This window comes from Kocuria salsicia (genome assembly GCF_007681555.1).
Lineage (GTDB): Bacteria > Actinomycetota > Actinomycetes > Actinomycetales > Micrococcaceae > Kocuria > Kocuria salsicia.
This window is the reverse complement of the sequence record NZ_VELE01000001.1, coordinates 659,732-679,566: the sequence shown is the minus strand read 5'-3', so window position 1 is coordinate 679,566 and position 19,835 is coordinate 659,732. Positions and strand designations below refer to the sequence as shown.

The window sequence follows — 19,835 nt, the reverse complement described above, 5'->3', positions numbered from 1 at the left end:
CGAGAGCGCCGCCTCGACCCCGGCGGCCGCAGTCCCCGCCAACGGCACGCCCGCCGCGGCGGGTCGCCCCACGACAGGCGTGAATCCGCGCCGTGCCCGTCCTGCTGTTCCTGTTCATCTTCTGCCTGGTGGTGGACCAGGGCTTCAAGTTCACGTCCCAGCCCATGGCCGCGGCGCTGTCCCTGAGCGAGTCCACCGTGAGCCTGCAGGCCACCCTCACGGGCGTGCTGATCGGCATTGGTGCCGTGGTCTACTCCGCGCTCGCGGACTCCGTGGCCATTCGCAAGCTGCTGTACCTGAGCCTCGGGCTGATCGTGGTGGGCTCCGTGATCGGCTTCGTGGGATCCGCGTCCTTCGGCGTGGTGCTCGTGGGCCGGGTGGTCCAGACGGCAGGCCTCGCCGCTGCGGAGACCCTCTACGTGGTCTACGTGACCAAGCACTTCCAGGGCGTGGAGCTGAAGAAGTACCTGGGCTTCTCCAACATGTCCTTCCAGCTCGCCTCGCTCATCGGCACGCTGGTCTCGGGCTTCCTGGCGACGTACGTGTCCTGGACGTGGATGTTCCTGATCCCGCTGCTGATCGTGCTCTCCCTGCCGTTCATCAGGACCCGCGTGCCGGACGATGTCGAGCACACGAGCTCCGGCGTGGACGTGTACGGACTGTTCCTGGTGGGTGTCATCGCCACCGGGCTGATCATGTTCATGCAGGACTTCACGTGGTGGTGGTGGATCCCCGTGGTGGTGGCCACCGTGCTGTTCGTGCACCACGTGCGCACCAACTCCCGTGCGCTCGTCGACGCCTCCTTCTTCACCAACCGGCCGTACATCAGCGCCCTGGTGATCGTGTTCATCATCTACTCGGTCAACCTGGCATTCGTGTTCCTGTTCGCCTTCGCGATCCACGGAGTGCACGGCATGGCCATGGACAAGGTCTCGCTGCTCACCATTCCCGGCTACGTGCTGGGCGCGTCCACGGCGGCGATGTCCGGTGCGGTGAGCCGACGGCTGGACTCCAGGCAGGCCGTGACCCTGGCGCTGTGCCTGCTCGCGCTCGCGCTCGCGGTGGCCGGGGTGTTCATCAACGTGTCCGTGGTGGCCATGGTGGTGGCGATGGCCATGTTCTCGGTGGGCTTCGGCCTGCTCTACGCACCGCTGATGTCCAGCGCGCTGCTGCTCATGCCCGCGGCGAAGTCCGGCGTGGCCGTGGGCTTCTACAACCTCGTGATCAACGTGGCCTTCCCGATCGGGGTGGCCTACACGGCGATGCTGATGTCCTCGAAGCCCACCTGGTTCGCGGGGCTGAGCGTGGGCGGTTCCGCCCAGGGGGACTACTTCTCCACCATCCTGTGGTTCCTGGTGGGGCGTCACCCTCGTGGGTCTGGTGGTCTACCGCGTGCTGTTCGGTCTGATCGAGCGGAACAACGCGAAGGCCGCCGAGCGACTGACCGCGCAGCAGTAGCCGTACCCGGCCTGAGAGGCCCCTTCGCCGCCCCGACCGGGTGCGCGCGGAGGGGCCTCTCCGCGCGGGCTTAGACTGTCCGGGTGCTTGTGCTGAGTCTGGATTCCTCGTCGACCGCGTCCGTGGCGCTGGCCCGGGACGGTGAGGTGCTCGAACGCTTCGACACCACCGACACCCGCTCGCACGCCGAGGCCCTGGCCCCGGCGGTGCAGGATCTCATGGCGCGGACCGGGCTCACCGGTGAGGACCTCGACGGCATTCTCGTGGGCATCGGCCCAGGACCGTTCACCGGCCTGCGGGCCGGGCTGGTGAGCGCCCGCGCCCTCGGCTTCGCGTGGAACCTGCCCGTGTACGGGCTCTGCTCGCTCGACGCCGTGGCCCACCACGTGGTGCCCCTCGCGCTCGAGGCGGGGGAGCCCGAGTTCGTGGTGGCCACGGACGCTCGCCGCAAGGAGCTGTACTTCCGCCGCTACCGGCTCACCGGGTCGCACGACCGCCCGGAGGCCGTGCCCGCGGGGGAGCCCGGGGTTGCGGCGCCCGAAGACCTCCCCGGGATGCCCTGCTACGGCTCCGGCGCGGGCCTCTACCCGGACCGTGTTCCCCGGCTGGCCGCGCAGGGCACGGATGTCGCCCCGAGCGCGGCGGACCTCGCCCGCGCCGCCTGGGCGCTCACGAGCCGCGGCGGCGCGCTGAGCACGGACACCACCCCCCTCTACCTGCGCGAGTCTGATGCCAGGGTCCCCGGGGCGCCCAAGCGGGCGACGTCGTGACGGCGCGCGAGCCCGTGGTGGCCGCGGCGTCGTCGCTGCCCCGTGGCTACGCTCTGCGGCCCATGCAACCGGGGGACCTGGAGACCGTCCACGCGCTGGAGACCGAGCTGTTCCCCGAGGATGCGTGGCCCGCGCAGATGTTCCGCGAGGAGCTCGCCCACCCCACCCGCCGCTACTGGGTGGTGACACGGGACCGGGAGATCGTGGGCTACGCCGGAATGATGTGCATACCGCCCGTGGCGGACGTGCAGACCATCGCGGTGGTACCCGCCCACGAGGGCAGGGGGCTCGGCGCCACGCTTCTGCGCGTGCTCCACGAGGCCGCCGTGGCTGAGGGGGCCACCGACATGATGCTCGAGGTCCGCGCGGACAACCCTCGGGCCCAGGCGCTGTACCGCCGCTTCGGCTACCACCACATCCACACCCGCGCCCACTACTACGGCCCGGGCCACGACGCGCTGATCATGCGCTGCGAGCTGGCGCCCGCGGGCCCGGCGGAGCGCAGCGCGGACGGAAGGACCATCCATGAACACCACTGAGCCACTGGTTCTGGGCATCGAGTCCTCGTGCGACGAGACCGGTGCGGGCATCGTGCGCGGCACCGAACTGTTGACCAACACGGTCTCCTCCTCCATGGAGCAGCACGTGCGCTTCGGCGGGGTCATCCCGGAGATCGCCTCCCGAGCGCACCTCGAGGCCTTCGTGCCCACCGTCCGCGCGGCGCTCGCGGAGGCGGAGGTGAGCCTCGCCGAGGTCGATGCGATCGCCGTGACCTCCGGGCCCGGACTCGCCGGCGCGCTCATGGTGGGCGTGGCGGCGGCGAAGGCCCTGGCGGTCGCCACGGGCAAGCCCCTGTACGCGATCAACCACCTGGTCGCCCACGTGGGGGTCGGGCTGCTGGGGGACGGCGGCGAGCTGCCCGAGCACCTGGGGGCCCTGCTCGTCTCGGGCGGACACACGGAGATCCTGGCCGTGGAGAGCATCACGAGCGACGTGCGGCTGCTGGGCTCCACGATCGACGACGCCGCGGGCGAGGCCTACGACAAGGTCGCGCGGCTGCTCGGGCTCGCCTACCCGGGCGGGCCGGCCATCGACGCCGCGGCCGTCGACGGCGATCCTCGCGCCTTTGCGTTCCCTCGCGGCCTCACCGCCGGCAAGTACATGGGCTCTGTCGAGAAACCCGGACCGCACCGCTACGACATGTCCTTCTCGGGGTTGAAGACCGCGGTCGCGCGCGTGGTCGAGACGTTCCAGGCCGCGCGCCAGCCCGTTCCCGTGGCGGACGTGGCCGCGAGCTTCCAGGAGTCCGTGGTGGACGTGATCTCGCGCAAGACGGTGCTGGCCTGCACCGAGCACGGGATCACCACGCTGCTCATGGGCGGGGGAGTGGCCGCGAACTCGCGGCTGCGGGAACTCGTCACCGAGCGCTGCTCACGCCACGGGATCACGGTCGTGGTTCCGCCGCTGTCCCTGTGCACGGACAACGGTGCGATGGTGGCCGCCCTCGGTGCGCGGCTCGTCTCCCGGGGCGTGGCACCCACGGGGATCGGATTCACCGCGGATCCCGGCCTGCCCGTGACCACGGTGGCCGTGCCCGCCGCGAGCTGAACGGGCCGGTCCATCTGTGCCGCGACGACGGACCCGGGCAGGCGAATCCGGACCTCCGCAGCCGCCGCCGGCAGGACCGGTCGGGAAGCAGACCGACCGCGAACCGGTCCGACCACGAACCGGCCAGTGCACCGGGCAACCGGCCGTGCGGCGTCGTCCCCGGCTCAGCGCGTGGTGCGGTTGCGCTCCACGATGTCCATGACCACGGCGCGCAGGTCCCCGCCGTTCTCCTGGGCCACGCGGCGCTGGCGCTGGTAGCCGGTGGCGCCGTTCATCATGGTCTCCACGTGGGCGAGCTCGTCCGCGCAGTCGAGCTCCCGGGCCAGCGGCTCGAGCTTCCCGAGCAGCTCCGTGAGGTCCTCGGTCACGAGCCGCTCGTGGTTCTGGGCGTCCTTCACCACGATCGCGTCGAGCCCGTAGCGGGCGGCGCGCCACTTGTTCTCCTGGTGGTGCCACGGGGGCATCACGGGGATGGGCTCCCCGCGGTCCAGGGCGCGGGAGAAGGACTCCACGAGGCACTGCGTGAGAGCGGCGAGCGCCCCCACCTCGCGCAGAGTGGAGGGGCCATCGCACACGCGCATCTCCACGGTGCCGAAGCGGGGGACGGGGCGGATGTCCCAGCGGTTCTCGGAGATCTCCTCGATCACACCGGTGGCCACCAGGTCCCCCACGTAGGACTCGTACTCCTCCCAGGTGTCGAAGTGGAAGGGCAGCCCCGCCGTGGAGAGCTGCTGGAAGATCAGGGCGCGGTGGGACGCGTAGCCGGTGTCGTGGCCGTTCCAGTACGGTGAGTTCGCGGACAGCGCCAGCAGGTGCGGGTAGTAGTTCATGAGTCCGTCCAGCACGGGCAGCGCCTTGTCCCGGTGGTTGATGCCCACGTGCACGTGCAGGCCGAAGATCACCATCTGGCGGCCCCAGTACTGGGCGCGGTCGAGCACCTTGTAGTAGCGCTCCTTGTCCACCACCGGCTGCTGGGTCCAGTCGGAGAACGGGTGGGTTCCCGCACCGAAGATCTCGAGCGAGCGGGGGTCGGTGACCTCGCGGATCAGGTCCTGCGTGCTGGCCAGGTCCGTCACGGCCTCCCCGACGGTCTCGCTGATCCCTGTGACCATCTCCACGGTGTTCTGAAGGAACTCGCCCGTGACCCGTGGGTGGTCCCCCTCCTCACCGAGCTCGGGATGCTCGGCTGTCACTGCTTCGAGGACCTCGTCCGCGCGCGGGGCGAGTTCGCCCGTGGCGCGCTCCACGAGGGCGACCTCCCACTCCACGCCGAGGGTGGAGCGGTCTGAGCTGTGGAAATCAATGTGCACGGCGTGGTCCTCTCGTGGGTGCGCCGGAAACGGCGGTCGTGACCGTACCCGGGGACGCCGTCCCCGGGCCCCGCCCGTCACTGCAGCACAGGGAGCATCAGTTTACGGGGTGCACGGCGAGCACCACGCGGCGTTCCGTCCCGGCATCATGCAGCCGTGTCATCACCAGCGTCGCACGCCCGCAACCGCGTGGTGCGAGCTGCCGGCGCAGCTGCTCGGGTGTGACGTCCGTGCCGCGTTTCTTGATCTCCAGGGTGCCCACGTCGTGCTCCCGCACCCACCTCTTGAGAACCTTCACGGTGTGGGGGAGCACCTCCCGGACCTCGTACGCCCGGGCCAGCGGGGTCTCCACGAGCGTGTCCGAGCTCAGGTAGGCGATGGCGGGGTGGACGAGGTGCGCGCCCAGGTGCTGGGCCAGGTCCGTGACGAGCCCCGCGCGGATCACGGCGCCGTCGGGCTCGTAGAGGTAGCGGCCCACGGGCCCCAGCAGTTTGCCCTCCGGGGCCGGGGACTGCCAGGACGCGGAGGTCAGTTCCGCCGCGGCCGGCGCGTTCTCCGCCGTCTCGGCGGGTTCCGTGTCGCCAGTCTCGTGCGCCGTGCTTTCGAGGGCCGTGCTCCCGGGGGCCGACGACGCCGTTGCGCCGCCTCCGCGGCCCAGCACGAGTGCCGCGCGGGCCACCGTCGGGCGGCGCACTGCGTTGAACCACAGCACCGCCTCGACCACGTCCCCGCGGTCGGAGATCCACTGCGCCTCTGCATCCGCGGGCACGTGCTCGTGCGGAATGCCCGGGCCGATCTTCGCGCCCACCGCGAGGCCGTCGGCGGCCAGACCGGTCACGAAGGACAGGGGCGGGGAGAACGCCTCGGGGTCGAAGATCCTGCGGGTGCTCCCGGAGCCCGTGACCCGGCGTGCGGGGTCGAGCCACACGCCGTCGGCGGGGCCCGCCTCCAAGGAAGAGAGGTCGAGGGACTCGGCGTCAGTGCACAGCACGCGGACCCGGTCCCATCCGGTGAGGTTGACGGTGGCCACGGCGGCGGTGAGCGGATCCCGCTCCACTGCGGTGACCGTGCGGTCCAGGGCCGCCAGTGCCAGCGAGTCCGCACCGACCCCGCAGCCCAGATCGACCACGTGCTCGATCCCGGCCTGCGCAAAGCGCTGCGCGTGCAGGGCGGCCACGGACCAGCGGGTGGCCTGCTCCACGCCGTCGCGCGTGAAGACCATGTGCCGTGCATAGGCCCCGAACTTGGCCTGTGCCTTCGCGCGCAGCCGCGACTGGGTGAGCGCGGCCGAGACCAGCTCGGGGGAGTGGCCGCGGGCGCGCAGGGACTCGCTGACTGTCAGGGATGCAGCGGGGTCGTAGGGGCCGAGCTCATCCAGCAGGCGTAGCCCCTCGGGGGTCAGCAGCCGGGCCAGACCCGCCGCCTCGGGGTCCTGGGGTGCGGGGGAGGTGTTCACCGTTCCATCACACCACGCGCGGGCAGAACACGGTGATGCAACCCGGGGAGCCGCAGGACACGGGAGGATCCACACTGGATTTTCAGCCTTTATTTAGGTTAGGCTCACCTTATGGCTGGCCGCCTGCACCAGACGACGCCACGAGATTGCGAGTACATTCATGTCTTCCAACCGACTGTTCCCCGGGATCGCCCTGTGCGCGGTGGCGTCCCTCGCGCTGGTCGGGTGCGGCTCAGGCGGCTCCTCCTCGGAATCCTCCGCCAGTGCCGCCGCTTCCACGGTCACGATCCAGGACGACAAGGGTGAGCAGACCGTCGATTCCCCGCCCAGCTCCGTGGTCGCCACGGACAACCGCGTGTTCGAGACCCTCTCGGACTGGGGCGTGCAGCTCAAGGCTGCGCCGAAGACCCTGATCCCGGAGACGATCGCGTACAAGGACGACGACAGCATCGTGGATCTCGGATCGCACCGCGAGCCGGACCTCGAGGCCATCGCGGGTGTGGACCCGGACCTGGTCATCAACGGCCAGCGCTTCTCGCAACACTACGACGACATCAAGAAGCTCGTCCCGGACGCCGCGATGCTCGACCTGGATCCGCGCGACGACCAGCCCCTCGACTCCGAGCTCAAGCGCCAGGTCTCCGCGCTGGGTGAGGTCTTCCAGAAGACCGACGACGCCGAGAAGCTCAACGACGACCTCGACAAGGCTGAGCAGCGAGCCAAGGACGCCTACAAGGACCAGTCCGCCATGGGCCTGATCGTCTCCGGCGGCGACATCGGGTACGTGGTCCCCAAGACCGGTCGCACGATCGGCCCGCTGTTCGACATGGTCGGTCTGAAGTCGGCCCTCGAGGTGGAGGGCTCCGACGACCACCAGGGTGACGACATCTCCGTCGAGGCCATCGCCAAGGCGAAGCCCGAACTGCTCATCGTGATGGACCGCGACGCGGCCATCAGCTCTTCGAAGGACGCTACCCCCGCGTCCGAGGTGATCGAGAAGTCCGAGGCACTCAAGGACGTCCCCGCTGTGAAGAACGGCAACGTCGTGTACCTGCCGGAGGACACCTACACGAACGAGGGCATCCAGACCTACACGGAGATCCTCAACGAGATCGCCGACAAGCTGGAGAGCCAGAAGAACTGACCGCACTCCGCCCAGGAATGTCGTCAACGGTGCCCCGCGGGAACGTCCTCGCGGGGCGCCGCCACGAGTGAGGAAAGCGCACAGGTGATGGTCTCCACGGCCCGACGCACGACCGCCGCCCCGGGGGCGCTGCGCGACTGGAAGTTCTGGTTGGCGCTGCTCGCGGTGGCGGGGCTGCTCGTTCTCTCGATTGTCACGGGGGTCGCGGACCTCGGCGACGGGGGCGGCGGCAGCCGTTTCCTCGCGCTGACCCGCATCCCGCGCACGATCGCCCTCGTCCTGGCCGGCGCAGCCATGGCCATGTCCGGACTGGTCATGCAGCTGCTGACCCAGAACCGGTTCGTGGAGCCCACGACCACGGGCACCACCGAGTGGGCCGGGCTGGGGCTGCTGGTCATGATGATCCTCTTCCCGGACGCGTCCCTGACCGTGCGCATGGTCGGTGCGATCATCGCCGCGTTCCTGGGCACCATGGTCTTCTTCGCGTTCCTGCGCAGAGTCACCCTGCGCTCGTCGCTGATCGTGCCGATCGTGGGCATCATGCTCGGTGCGGTGGTCGGGTCCATCTCCACCTACCTGGCGCTCGTCACGGACCGGCTGCAGAACCTGGGTGTCTGGTTCGCGGGCAGCTTCACCTCTGTGCTCAAGGGCCAGTACGAGGCACTGTGGATCGTCGCCGTCGTGGCGGTGCTGGTGTTCATCACCGCAGACCGGCTCACCGTGGCCGGGCTCGGCGAGGACGTCGCCACCAACGTGGGTCTGAACTACAACCGGATCATCCTGGCGGGCACCGGGCTCGTGGCCGTGGCCACCGGCGTGGTCACCGTGGTCGTGGGCAACCTGCCGTTTTTGGGACTGATCGTCCCCAACGTCGTCTCCCTCTTCCGCGGCGACGACCTGCGCTCCAACCTCCCGTGGGTGTGCCTGCTGGGTGTTGGGCTGGTCACGGTGTGCGACCTGATCGGGCGCACGATCATCATGCCGTTCGAGGTGCCCGTCTCCCTGATCCTGGGGGTCGTGGGCGCCGCGGTGTTCATCGCCCTGCTGCTCCGGAGCCGCCGCCATGCCTGACACCGCCACGCACGACGCCGCGGTGCCCCCCGCACTGCACCACGACACCGCCCGCGAGGGCTTCGCGGCCTTCATCTCCCCGGCCCACCGGCGACGCTACTGGATCGCCCTGGTCTGCCTGCTGCTTGTGGGTCTGGCCTTCTGCCTCGGAATCCTCGCGTGGGACAACCCCCTGCCGTTCGGCACCAGGGGCTTCTGGCGCATCGCCGAGTCCCGTGCCACGAGCGTGGTGGTGATCGCGATCGTGGCGGTGAGCCAGGCCATGGCCACGGTGGCGTTCCAGACGGCCGCTAACAACCGGATCATCACACCGTCGATCATGGGGTTCGAGTCCCTCTACGTCCTGATCCAGACCTCCGTCGTCTACTTCCTGGGAGCCGTCGGCGTCACCGCGATCCAGGGCCTGCCGCAGTACGCGATGCAGGTGGGCCTCATGGTGCTCTTCGCGCTGGGACTCTACGGCTGGCTGCTCTCCGGTAAGTACGGCAACGTGCAGATCATGCTGCTGATCGGCATCGTGCTGGGCGGTGGCCTGGGCTCCGTTTCCACGTTCATGCAGCGGCTGCTCGCCCCGAGCGACTTCGACGTGCTCAGCGCGCGGCTGTTCGGCTCGGTGTCCAACGCGGACGCGAGCTACTTCCCGCTCGCCGTGCCCCTGTGCGCCCTCGCGACCGTGGCCCTGTACCTGCACTCGCGCAAGCTCAACATCCTGTCGCTGGGCAAGGACGTCACCACGAACCTCGGCCTGAAGCACCGCAGGGAACTGATGCTCACGCTGTTCTGGGTCTCCGTCCTGATGGCCGTCTCCACGTCCCTGATCGGGCCCATGACGTTCCTGGGCTTCCTGGTGGCGATCCTCGCCTACCAGTTCTCGGACACCTACGACCATCGGTACGTGTTCCCCATGGCCGTGCTGATCGGCTTCGCGGTGCTCGCGGGCGCCTATTTCCTGTTGAAGAACGTGTTCTACGCAGAGGGGGCGGTGTCCATCATCATCGAACTGGTGGGTGGCACCGTGTTCCTCGTGGTGATCCTGAGGAGGGGTCGGCTGTGATCCAGCTGGGCAAGCTGTTCAAGGACTACGGGTCCGGGACGTCCATCGGGCCGGTGGACCTCGAGATCCCGCCCGGGGGAGTCACCGCGCTGGTGGGGCCCAACGGGGCGGGCAAGTCCACGCTGCTGACGATGATGGGCCGGCTGCTGGGCCCGGATGCCGGGACCGTGGTGATCGGCGGTCACGACGTGACGACGACGCACCCTCGCAAACTGGCCACGGTGGTCTCCACGCTGCGTCAGGAGAACCACTTCACCGCGCGCCTCACGGTCCGCCAGCTGGTGGCGCTCGGCCGCTTCCCCTACACGCGGGGACGCATCAACCGGGAGGACGAGCGGATCATCTCCGAGTCCATCGAGTTCTTCGACCTCGGCTCCCTGCAGAACCGCTACCTCGACCAGCTCTCCGGTGGCCAGCGCCAGCGCGCCTACGTGGCCATGGTGCTGTGCCAGGAGACCGACTACCTGCTGCTCGACGAACCGCTCAACAATCTGGACATGCGCCACTCGGTGCACATGATGCACCACCTGCGTCGTGTAGCGGACGAGCTGGGGCGCACCGTGCTGATAGTGCTGCACGACGTCAACTTCGCGAGCCACTACTCGGACTGGATCTGCGCCGTGAAGGAGGGCAAGGTCGTGGAGTTCGGGACGCCCGAGGAGATCATGACGGACGAGACCCTCACCCGGGTCTTCGAGACCCCGGTGACGTGCCACGACGGGCCCAGCGGCAGGCTCGCGGTCTACTACTGAGACCCGTGCGCGCAACCGCGCGAGCGGCGGGGTCGGCCAGCTTTCAGCCCACAGGGGAGCGGCGCGGCGCCGCCTTGACCGGGCGCGGGCGGCCTCCCTACAGTGATTGTTGGCACTCTCGTAGTGAGGGTGCTAAAAGGCCAGGCGCTCAATCGGCACCGCGACGACGGTTGGCACGCCAACTGGCCTGTGGCGCTCGCCGTCGTGGGACCCCACGACACCGCGCGGGCGCACACCGTCTCACACGCCTAGAAGAAAGGGAGAGATCGTGTCGGTCTCCATCAAGCCCCTCGAGGATCGCATCGTGGTTCAGCCGCTGGCCGCTGAACAGACCACCGCTTCCGGTCTGGTCATCCCGGACACCGCCAAGGAGAAGCCCCAGGAGGGCACCGTCCTTGCCGTGGGCCCGGGCCGCGTGGACGACAAGGGAAACCGCATCCCCGTAGACGTCAAGGAGGGTGACCTGGTCATCTTCTCCAAGTACGGCGGAACCGAGGTCAAGTACAACGGCGAGGAGTACCTCGTGCTCCCGGCGCGCGACGTGCTGGCCGTCATCGAAAAGTAACCACCCCACGTCTTTCGAGCGCGGTGCCCGAGCTTCCGCCCGCACGGGCAGCGCGGGCACCGCGCCGTCATTTCCTCTCCCTCTCTCTCCCAAGGAGCACACATGCCCAAGCAGTTGGTGTTCAACGACACCGCTCGCAAAGCGCTCGAGGCAGGCGTCAACCGCCTCGCGGACACCGTCAAGGTCACCCTCGGCCCCCGTGGCCGCAACGTCGTCCTCGACAAGAAGTGGGGCGCGCCCACCATCACCAACGACGGCGTGACCATCGCCCGTGAGGTGGAGCTCGAGGACCCCTACGAGAACCTCGGCGCGCAGCTGGCCAAGGAGGTCGCCACCAAGACCAACGACGTCGCCGGCGACGGCACCACCACCGCCACCGTGCTGGCCCAGGCCATCGTCAAGGAGGGTCTGCGCAACGTGGCCGCCGGTGCCGCCCCGGGCGACATCAAGCGCGGGGTCGAGGCCGCGGTGGCCGCCGTGTCCGAGCGTCTGCTCGACAACGCCCGCCCAGTCGAGGGCAAGGACGTGGCCCACGTGGCGGCCATCTCCGCGCAGTCCGAGGAGATCGGCGAGCTGATCGCCCGCGCCTTCGAGACCGTGGGCACGGACGGCGTCATCACCATCGAGGACGGCTCCTCCACCGAGGTGGAGCTGGACGTCACCGAGGGCATGCAGTTCGACAAGGGCTACCTCTCGCCGTCCTTCATCACGGACCAGGAGCGCCAGGAAGCCGTCCTGGACGACACCTACGTACTGCTGTACCAGGGAAAGATCTCCGCCATCCAGGACCTCATGCCGGTGCTGGAGAAGGTGCTGCAGGCCAAGAAGCCGCTGACCATCATCGCGGAGGACGTCGAGGGTGAGGCCCTGTCCACCCTGGTGGTCAACAAGCTGCGCGGCACGCTGGACGTCGTGGCCCTGAAGGCCCCCGGGTTCGGTGACCGCCGCAAGGCGATCATGCAGGACCTCGCGGTGCTCACGGACGCCACCGTGATCACCCCGGAGCTCGGCATCTCCCTCGACGGCGTGGACCTGACCCAGCTGGGCAGTGCCCGCCGCATCACGGTCACCAAGAACCAGACCACGCTCGTGGACGGCGCCGGGTCCTCCGAGGCCGTCGCGGATCGCGTGGCCGAGATCCGCGCGGAGATCGCCCGCACGGACTCCGAGTGGGACCGCGAGAAGCTCCAGGAGCGACTCGCGCGCCTGGCCGGCGGCATCTCCGTGATCAAGGTCGGCGCCGCCACCGAGGTGGAGCAGAAGGAGCGCAAGCACCGCATCGAGGACGCGGTGTCCTCCACGCGTGCCGCGCTCGAAGAGGGCATCGTGGCTGGCGGCGGCTCCGCCCTGGTCCACGCCTCCAAGACGCTCGACGGCACGGACCTCGGCCTCAGCGGGGACGCCGCCACCGCCGTGAACATCGTGCGCCGCGCCCTGGTCCAGCCGCTGCGCTGGATCGCGGAGAACGCGGGCCAGGACGGCAACGTCGTGGCCGCCCGCGTCGCGGACATGGAGCCGGGCAACGGCTACAACGCACTGACCGGGGAGTACGAGGACCTGCTGTCGGCGGGCATCATCGACCCCGTCAAGGTCACGCGTTCCGCCCTGCAGAACGCGGCGTCCATCGCCGCGCTCGTGCTCACCACCGAGACGCTCGTGGCGGAGAAGCAGGACGACGAGGACTGAGTCCTCCCGATCCTTCCGGAAATCGCCGAATGGCCGGCGGCCCACCCCTTTCGAGGGGTGGGCCGCCGGCCATTTGTGGTACTGCCACCGGCGACGGTGCTCGACCTCTGCCCCCGCGCGACCGGGTGGCTCAACCCGCAGCCCGTGCGCGCTGCCCCCCCACGGAGACGGGTCGGGGCGGAACCGGGTGCGATGTGATCGGTGCGCCCCGTTGCGTTTAGGCTGACCGGATGCGCATTTCCCCAGCCTTGGATCCCATTGCCGGTTCATCCCCGCTTCCGGTGGGGCAGCTTCCCCGGTGGGCTGCCGGATCCTCCTCCGCGCAACGGGTGCAGCGGTACTCCGGGTTCCGCCCGGAGGTGCAGGGACTGCGTGCCGTGGCGGTCGTGCTGGTGGTCCTCTACCACGTGTTCATGGGCCGGGTCTCGGGTGGTGTGGACATCTTCCTGTTCATCTCCGCGTTCTTCATGACCCTCTCGTTCGTCCGCAAGCTCGAGGGCGGGCGTCCTCTGGCGCTGGGCCGCTACTGGCTGCACACCTTCAAGCGGCTGCTGCCGCTGGCGACCGTGGTCATCCTGGCCACACTGTTCCTCGTGTGGTGGCTGTACCCCGCGCAGGACGTGGCGGACTTCCGCTTCCAGGGCGTGGCCTCGATCCTGTACTTCGAGAACTGGACGCTCGCCTTCAACGCGGTGGACTACTACGCGGCGGACCACTCCTCGGCCTCGCCGTTCCAGCACTTCTGGTCCCTCTCGGTCCAGGGGCAGGTCTTCCTGCTGTGGCCGCTGATCTTCGGCCTGGCGTGGCTGGTCAAGCGCCGGACGGGACACAGCAGCGTCCCCGTTCTGGCCGCGTGCTTCGGGCTGGTGTTCGCGTCCTCGCTGGCCTTCTCGGTGCTCTCCACGGCCGCGCACCAGGAGTTCGCGTACTTCGACACCAGGGCCCGGCTGTGGGAGTTCGCCCTGGGGTCCCTGGTGGCGCTCGCCATTCCCTACGTGAAACTTCCCCGTGCGGTGCGGCTGGTCCTGGGGTGGGGCGGACTGGTGAGCATGGTGTCGGTGGGGATCCTCGTGGACGTGCAGGGCGCGTTCCCGGGCTGGATTGCCTTGTGGCCACTGCTCTCCGCCGCAGCGATCATCGTTGCGGGACAGTCCGGTTCGGCCCTCGGGCTCGACCGGTTCCTCTCCTGGGCCCCGGTGGTGAAGCTGGGCGACGCCGCCTACGCTCTGTACCTCGTGCACTGGCCCCTGCTGATCACCTATCTGGTGGTCCGGGACCGGCCGGTGGCCGGGCCGCGCTCCGGCGTGGTGATCGTGGTCGTGTCCGTTCTGCTGGCACTGCTCCTGACGAAGCTCGTGGAGAACCCGCTCAAGCGGTGGAAGTGGCCGGAGGCGAAGAACTGGCGGCTCGCGCTGGTGATCGTGGTGTGCATGGGCACGGTGCTGGTCGCCGCTGGCACGTGGTCCGTCGTCGAGCGCCACCGCACCGCGCAGCTCCAGGCGCAGGCCGAGCTGAACAACCCCGGCGCACGGGTCCTCGAGCCGGGCTACGCGTTCGCAGGGGACCCGGATGCCCCCGCGCTGCCCGCATCCATGAAGGACCAGTGGGTGGGCCTGCCGCAGGCCTGCGACGGTGAGTACAAGAGCGCGAACAAGAAGGCCCAGGGATTCTGCCGCCAGACCGAGAAGGTGGAGAACCCGACCAAGGTGGTGGCCGTCGTCGGCAACTCCCACATGGAGCAGTACATGGGCGCCGTGATCCCCGTGGCGCAGGAGGAGAACTGGCAGCTGATCTCCGTCCTGCAGCCCGGGTGCGGGTTCGGCGTGGAGGGGCAGTCGAGCACGTGCAAGGACGGCAACGAGGCCGCCATGGACTACCTGCGGGAGCTGAAGCCAGATGCCGTGCTGACCACCTCCACGCGCGCGGAGCTCACGGACGGCCCGGCAGAGCGCGTGGTGAGCGGCCTCGACGCCCTGACACGGGAGCTCACCGCCCAGGGGACCACCGTGGTCGGATTCCGCGACAACCCCCGCCTGGACTTCGACCCCACCCGGTGCGTGGCCGAGAAGGGCCGCGACGACGAGTCCTGCAGGGTCTCCGCCGACGCCGTGCTGGCGGCGGAGAACCCCGCCCAGTCCCTGGACTCGATCCCCGGGTTCGCCGGGATCGACCCCACTCCTCTGATCTGTCCGCAGGGTGTGTGCGCGCCGGTGATCGGCAACGTGGCCCTGTGGATCGACTCCCACCACCTCACCTGGGAGTACACGCGCACCATGGCGCCGCTGCTGCGGGACCAGCTCGTCGCGGCCGTCGGGACCGGTGCCACGGGGTGAGGGCCCCGCGCGGGTCGGCCGTCACGCACCGGGGTGACCGCACGGCGTCGGCACGCGGTGTGACGTCGTCCGCTCCGCGGCCCGCGCACGGTACGACGCCGTGGTCCCAGGCCCTGCCCGGAGCCTGCGACCCGCGGCGAACGGGCGGGGGGCGCGTCGGAGCCGCGCCGTAGACTGGTGGCGACATTCTCGCGCGAAAGGGACTACTCGTGGCTGAACCCGTGCCCACGGCACTGATGGACGACCCGTTCGGATTCACCGGACTGACCTACGACGACGTGCTGCTGCTGCCCGGCAACACGGACGTGATCCCGTCGGAGGCCTCCACGACGACGCGCCTGTCGCGCAGGATCACGCTGCAGGCCCCCGTGCTCTCGGCGGCCATGGACACCGTGACCGAGTCCGCGATGGCCATCTCCATGGCGCGCCAGGGCGGGATCGGCGTGATCCACCGCAACCTGTCCATCCAGGACCAGGCGGACCACGTGGACCGCGTCAAGCGCAGCGAGTCCGGGATGATCACCAACCCCGTGACGGTCTCCCCGGACGCCACGCTCGCCGAGCTGGACCGGTTGTGCGGCTACTTCAAGGTCTCTGGCCTGCCCGTGGTGGACGAGAACCAGAAGCTGCTGGGCATCATCACGAACCGCGACACCCGTTACCTGCCGGAGAGCGACTTCGAGACCCGCCTGGTGCGAAACGTCATGACCCCCATGCCGCTCGTCACCGGCAAGGTGGGCATGAGCAAGGACGAGGCCCACGCCCTGCTCGCGAAGCACAAGATCGAGAAGCTGCCGCTGGTGGACGAGCAGGACCGGCTCACCGGGCTGATCACCGTCAAGGACTTCACCAAGGCGGAGCAGTACCCGCTGGCCACCAAGGACGACGAGGGCCGGCTGCGAGTGGGTGCGGCCGTGGGCTTCTTCGGTGACGGCTTCGAGCGTGCCATGACGCTGGTGGACGCCGGTGTGGATGCGCTGTTCATCGACACCGCCAACGGCCACTCGCAGGGCGTGCTCGAGATGATTGCCCGGCTCAAGAAGGAGCCCGCGGCGGCGCACGTGGACGTGATCGGCGGCCAGGCGGCCACCCGGGCTGGCGCGCAGGCCCTCGTGGACGCGGGCGCGGACGCCGTCAAGGTGGGCGTGGGCCCCGGCTCCATCTGCACCACCCGCATCATCGCCGGCGTGGGCGTCCCCCAGATCACCGCGATCAACGAGGCTGCACAGGTCACGATCCCGGCCGGTGTGCCGCTGATCGCCGACGGCGGGCTGCAGTTCTCCGGCGACATCGGCAAGGCGCTGGTGGCCGGTGCTGACTCCGTGATGCTGGGCTCGCTGCTCGCGGGCTGCGACGAGTCCCCGGGGGAGCTCGTGTTTGTAGCGGGTAAACAGTTCAAGGCCTACCGCGGCATGGGCTCGCTGGGCGCCATGCAGTCCCGCGGCAAGAACACCTCCTACTCCAAGGACCGCTACTTCCAGGCGGACGTCTCGGACGACCAGAAGCTCATCCCGGAAGGCATCGAGGGCCAGGTCCCGTACCGCGGCCCCCTCGCCTCGGTACTGCACCAGCTGGACGGCGGGCTGCGCCAGACCATGTTCTACGTGGGCGCGCACACCGTCACGGAACTCAAGCAGAAGGGCCGCTTCGTGCGGATCACGCCGGCGGGGCTCAAGGAGTCCCACCCGCACGACATCACCATGACGGTGGAAGCCCCCAACTACAAGCGCTGATCCGCGCCGCACCCATCCCCGTGCGCGCCGCGCGGTGAAAGGACATTTCGTGAGCTACGACATCGAGATTGGGCGTTCCAAACGGGCGCGCCGCACGTTCAGCCTGGACGAGATCGCCCTGGTCCCCTCCCGCCGCACGCGGGACCCGCGGGACGTGAGCACCGCGTGGCAGATCGACGCCTACCAGTTCGACATCCCCGTGGTGGGCGCGCCGATGGACTCGGTGATGTCCCCGGCCACGGCCATCGAGCTGGGCCGTGCGGGTGGTCTGGGCGTGCTGGACCTCGAGGGGCTGTGGACCCGCTACGAGGACCCGCAGCCGGCCCTGGACGAGATCGCGGACCTCAGCTCCGAGAACCTGCCGCAGGCCACGCGCCGGATGCAGGAGCTCTATTCGGCGCCCGTCCAGCCCGAGCTCATCAAGGCCCGTCTGGCCGAGATCCGGGAGGCCGGCGTGATCGTCTCGGGCTCCCTGTCCCCGCAGCGTGTGGTCGAGCACTACCGCACGGTCCTCGAGGCCGGCGTGGACCTCTTCGTCATCCGCGGCACCACCGTCTCCGCCGAGCACGTCTCGCGCGAGCAGGAGCCGCTGGACCTCAAGAAGTTCATCTACGACCTCGACGTCCCGGTGATCGTGGGCGGCGCCGCGGGCTACACCCCGGCGCTGCACCTCATGCGCACCGGAGCGGCCGGGGTCCTGGTGGGCTTCGGTGGGGGAGCGTCCCTGCGCACCGAGTCGATCCTCGGCATCCACGCGGCCATGGCCACGGCGGTCTCGGACGTCGCCGCGGCGCGTCGGGACTACCTCGACGAGTCCGGGGGCCGCTACGTCCACGTGATCGCCGACGGCGGTCTGGGCACCTCGGGCGACATCGTCAAGGCCATCGCCATGGGCGCGGACGCCGTGATGCTCGGAACCCTGCTGGCCCGCGCCGAGGAGGCACCCGGACAGGGCTGGCTGTGGGGCGCAGAGGCGCACCACTCGCACTCGCCGCGCGGTGTCCGCACACACGTGGGCACGGTCGGCCCGCTCGACGAGCTGCTCAACGGGCCCTCCCGGCACGTGGACGGCTCCTCCAACGTGATGGGTGCGCTGCGCCGCGCCATGGCCACCACCGGCTACTCGGACCTGAAGGAGTTCCAGCGCGCCGAGGTGGTCATCCGCAGCTGAGCCCGGGTGCCGTCGCGGGCCTGCCCGCGGGGTGCGCTGGTGTGGGAAACGCCCAGCGCGGGCCAGTAGGGTTGAACCGTGCTGAAAACCGCCCTGCGCCCCCGCTCTCTGGCCTTTCTGGCGGCCGCCCTGCTCGTGGCGGCGCTCTTCGTGAGCCTCAGCATGTGGCAGCTCAACGCGTCCCTGCAGTCCTCGACCGTCGCGGATCCCGCAAAGGACCGCGTCTCGGCGCTCGCGGACGTCACCACACCCGGTGAGGCGGTCACCTCCCAGCAGGCGGACCACGTGGTCTCCGTGACCGGCACGTACGTCCCGGACTCCACCGTGCTCGTGCCTGGGCGGCTCCAGGACGGTGCGTCCGGGTACTGGGTGGTCACGCAGCTCGTGGTCCCGGACTCGCAGAAGCGGTGGGACGCCGCGGACTCGGACGTCTCCCTCGCCGTGGCCCGCGGCTGGGTGGCCTCGCCCCAGCAGGCGGACGCCGCGCCGTCTGGTCGGATCCGCGTGATCGGGCGCCTGCTGCCCACCGACTCCCCGCTGCCCAGCGAGAAGCTGCCCTCGGACCAGGTGGGTTCCGTGTCCACGGCGCAGCTGAGCAACCTGTGGAACACGCCTCTCTACTCCGGCTACGTGGCGGCCTTCTCGGAGAATCCCGCCGCCCAGCCGGCCCCGGTGTCCTCCGATGGTGCGCTCGAGGACTCCGCGAGCCTGATGGGTCAAGGACTGAGCCGCCTGCAGATCGACCAGCAGCCCACGGACACATCTGTGCACGCACTGAACCTCTTCTACGCCATCGAGTGGGTGGTCTTCGCCGGGTTCGCATTCTTCATGTGGTGGCGCTTCGTCCGCGACGAGCAGCTGCGCGAGGAGAACCCGGAGGAGTACTTCTACTTCGAGGGCGACTACTTCTGGGACGAGGCTGAGCAGTCCTACTACTACTGGGACGCGCAGGACCAGTGCTTCTACTACTTCGACGACCAGCCGGCCGTCGCGGCCCGCGCCCGCGGCAACGTCCCACACGAGGACGCCGCCCGCCCGGGTGCGCGGCGCGCCGGAGCCAGCGGCGCAGCGTCGTCCTCAGAGAACCCCACCCCGCGATCCGACAACGGAGCACCCCATGACTGAGCCCACGCCGAAGAACGACCAGCAGCCCCGCCCGGTGCGCCGCACAGACGGCGTGCGGGTCACCGCGCCCCAGGACGCCACCCCGGAACGGGCGACCGTGCCGGACAGCGTGCGCGCCAAGGCCGCCGCGCTGAAGCCGCGGCGCCGCTTCGGCGGCACCGAGGCCCAGATCCGCACCGCGCTGAACGTGTACAAGGTGTGCGCGTGGGTCTCCGGCACGTTCCTGCTGCTTCTCGTGGCGGAGATGGTCACCCGCTACGGCTTCCACTACGACCTCATCGCCGGAGGCACGGACAAGGCCACGGGCCAGACTGTGGCGCTCGGGTGGCAGAACCTGGACCTCGAGAACCTCGCCGGTGGGGTCAACGTCTCCACGTGGATCCTCATCGTCCACGGCTGGTTCTACGTGGTCTACATCCTCTCCTGCCTGCGCGTGTGGTCGTTGATGCGGTGGCCCTTCGCGCAGCTGGTCGTGATGGCCCTGGGCGGCGTGGTGCCCTTCCTCTCGTTCATCGTGGAGCGCAAGATCCACCGCTCCACCGAGGCGGAGCTCGCCGCCAATCCGAGGGCCGCCAAGCGCTACTGAGACCGGCGGGGCG

General features: G+C 69.6%; 17 protein-coding genes. 15 read left to right on the top strand and 2 right to left on the bottom strand.

What is annotated here, in order from left to right; genetic code table 11:
• Positions 1-92: 92 nt before the first annotated feature.
• From FS770_RS03035 to tsaD, 4 genes are all read left to right on the top strand, one after another.
• Positions 93-1,532 (top strand): MFS transporter, encoded by a 1,440-nt coding sequence (locus FS770_RS03035; RefSeq protein ID WP_244944711.1) that lies wholly within the window; start codon positions 93-95, stop codon positions 1,530-1,532.
• A 9-nt stretch (positions 1,533-1,541) separates the two neighbouring features.
• Positions 1,542-2,228: a tRNA (adenosine(37)-N6)-threonylcarbamoyltransferase complex dimerization subunit type 1 TsaB gene (gene tsaB, locus FS770_RS03030; protein ID WP_145009828.1), complete on the top strand. Its 687-nt coding sequence runs from the start codon at positions 1,542-1,544 to the stop codon at positions 2,226-2,228.
• Between the two features lie 62 nt (positions 2,229-2,290).
• Positions 2,291-2,767, top strand: a complete 477-nt coding sequence (gene rimI / locus FS770_RS03025) for a ribosomal protein S18-alanine N-acetyltransferase (RefSeq protein WP_145010362.1) — start codon at positions 2,291-2,293, stop codon at positions 2,765-2,767.
• A complete protein-coding gene (gene tsaD / locus FS770_RS03020; protein ID WP_144941832.1) occupies positions 2,754-3,836 on the top strand; it encodes a tRNA (adenosine(37)-N6)-threonylcarbamoyltransferase complex transferase subunit TsaD in 1,083 nt (360 codons plus the stop codon). Before rimI ends, tsaD begins: the two co-directional genes overlap by 14 nt.
• Before the next feature lie 164 nt (positions 3,837-4,000).
• Here the strand turns inward: tsaD and FS770_RS03015 are convergent, their stop codons facing one another.
• Together FS770_RS03015 and FS770_RS03010 are read right to left on the bottom strand one after the other, a co-directional pair.
• A complete protein-coding gene (locus FS770_RS03015) occupies positions 4,001-5,146 on the bottom strand; it encodes a glutamate--cysteine ligase (protein ID WP_145009825.1) in 1,146 nt (381 codons plus the stop codon).
• Between the two features lie 97 nt (positions 5,147-5,243).
• Positions 5,244-6,602: a THUMP-like domain-containing protein gene (locus FS770_RS03010; protein ID WP_145009822.1), complete on the bottom strand. Its 1,359-nt coding sequence runs from the start codon at positions 6,600-6,602 to the stop codon at positions 5,244-5,246.
• Positions 6,603-6,762: 160 nt separating this feature from the next.
• On the opposite strand from FS770_RS03010, the gene FS770_RS03005 reads away from it, so the two are divergent.
• From FS770_RS03005 to FS770_RS02955, 11 genes are all read left to right on the top strand, one after another.
• Positions 6,763-7,746, top strand: a complete 984-nt coding sequence (locus tag FS770_RS03005; protein ID WP_145009819.1) for a siderophore ABC transporter substrate-binding protein — start codon at positions 6,763-6,765, stop codon at positions 7,744-7,746.
• A gap of 87 nt (positions 7,747-7,833) precedes the next feature.
• The gene (locus FS770_RS03000; protein ID WP_145010359.1) at positions 7,834-8,817 is read left to right on the top strand and encodes an ABC transporter permease; all 984 of its coding nucleotides are present in this window, start codon (positions 7,834-7,836) and stop codon (positions 8,815-8,817) included.
• Positions 8,810-9,871 carry an iron chelate uptake ABC transporter family permease subunit gene (locus FS770_RS02995; protein WP_145009816.1) on the top strand — a complete coding sequence of 354 codons (1,062 nt, stop codon included), beginning with the start codon at positions 8,810-8,812 and terminating at the stop codon, positions 9,869-9,871. The genes FS770_RS03000 and FS770_RS02995 overlap by 8 nt, the downstream gene beginning before the upstream one ends.
• Positions 9,868-10,623, top strand: a complete 756-nt coding sequence (locus FS770_RS02990) for an iron ABC transporter ATP-binding protein (RefSeq protein WP_144941842.1) — start codon at positions 9,868-9,870, stop codon at positions 10,621-10,623. Before FS770_RS02995 ends, FS770_RS02990 begins: the two co-directional genes overlap by 4 nt.
• A gap of 268 nt (positions 10,624-10,891) precedes the next feature.
• The gene (groES, locus tag FS770_RS02985; RefSeq protein WP_095798825.1) at positions 10,892-11,188 is read left to right on the top strand and encodes a co-chaperone GroES; all 297 of its coding nucleotides are present in this window, start codon (positions 10,892-10,894) and stop codon (positions 11,186-11,188) included.
• A 102-nt stretch (positions 11,189-11,290) separates the two neighbouring features.
• A complete protein-coding gene (gene groL / locus FS770_RS02980) occupies positions 11,291-12,874 on the top strand; it encodes a chaperonin GroEL (RefSeq protein ID WP_144941844.1) in 1,584 nt (527 codons plus the stop codon).
• A 230-nt stretch (positions 12,875-13,104) separates the two neighbouring features.
• Complete coding sequence (locus FS770_RS02975; RefSeq protein WP_145009813.1) at positions 13,105-15,207, top strand: acyltransferase family protein; 2,103 nt, start codon at positions 13,105-13,107, stop codon at positions 15,205-15,207.
• 236 nt (positions 15,208-15,443) lie between these two features.
• Entirely contained in the window at positions 15,444-16,940 is a 1,497-nt protein-coding gene (guaB, locus tag FS770_RS02970; RefSeq protein ID WP_094395213.1) for an IMP dehydrogenase, read from the top strand.
• A 49-nt stretch (positions 16,941-16,989) separates the two neighbouring features.
• On the top strand, positions 16,990-18,111 hold the full coding sequence (locus tag FS770_RS02965; RefSeq protein ID WP_094394888.1) for a GuaB3 family IMP dehydrogenase-related protein: 1,122 nt from the start codon (positions 16,990-16,992) through the stop codon (positions 18,109-18,111).
• 78 nt (positions 18,112-18,189) lie between these two features.
• Positions 18,190-19,236 (top strand): SURF1 family protein, encoded by a 1,047-nt coding sequence (locus tag FS770_RS02960; protein WP_145009810.1) that lies wholly within the window; start codon positions 18,190-18,192, stop codon positions 19,234-19,236.
• Positions 19,229-19,822, top strand: coding sequence for a DUF3817 domain-containing protein (locus tag FS770_RS02955; RefSeq protein WP_144941848.1), 594 nt, complete (start codon positions 19,229-19,231; stop codon positions 19,820-19,822). Before FS770_RS02960 ends, FS770_RS02955 begins: the two co-directional genes overlap by 8 nt.
• Positions 19,823-19,835: the final 13 nt, after the last annotated feature.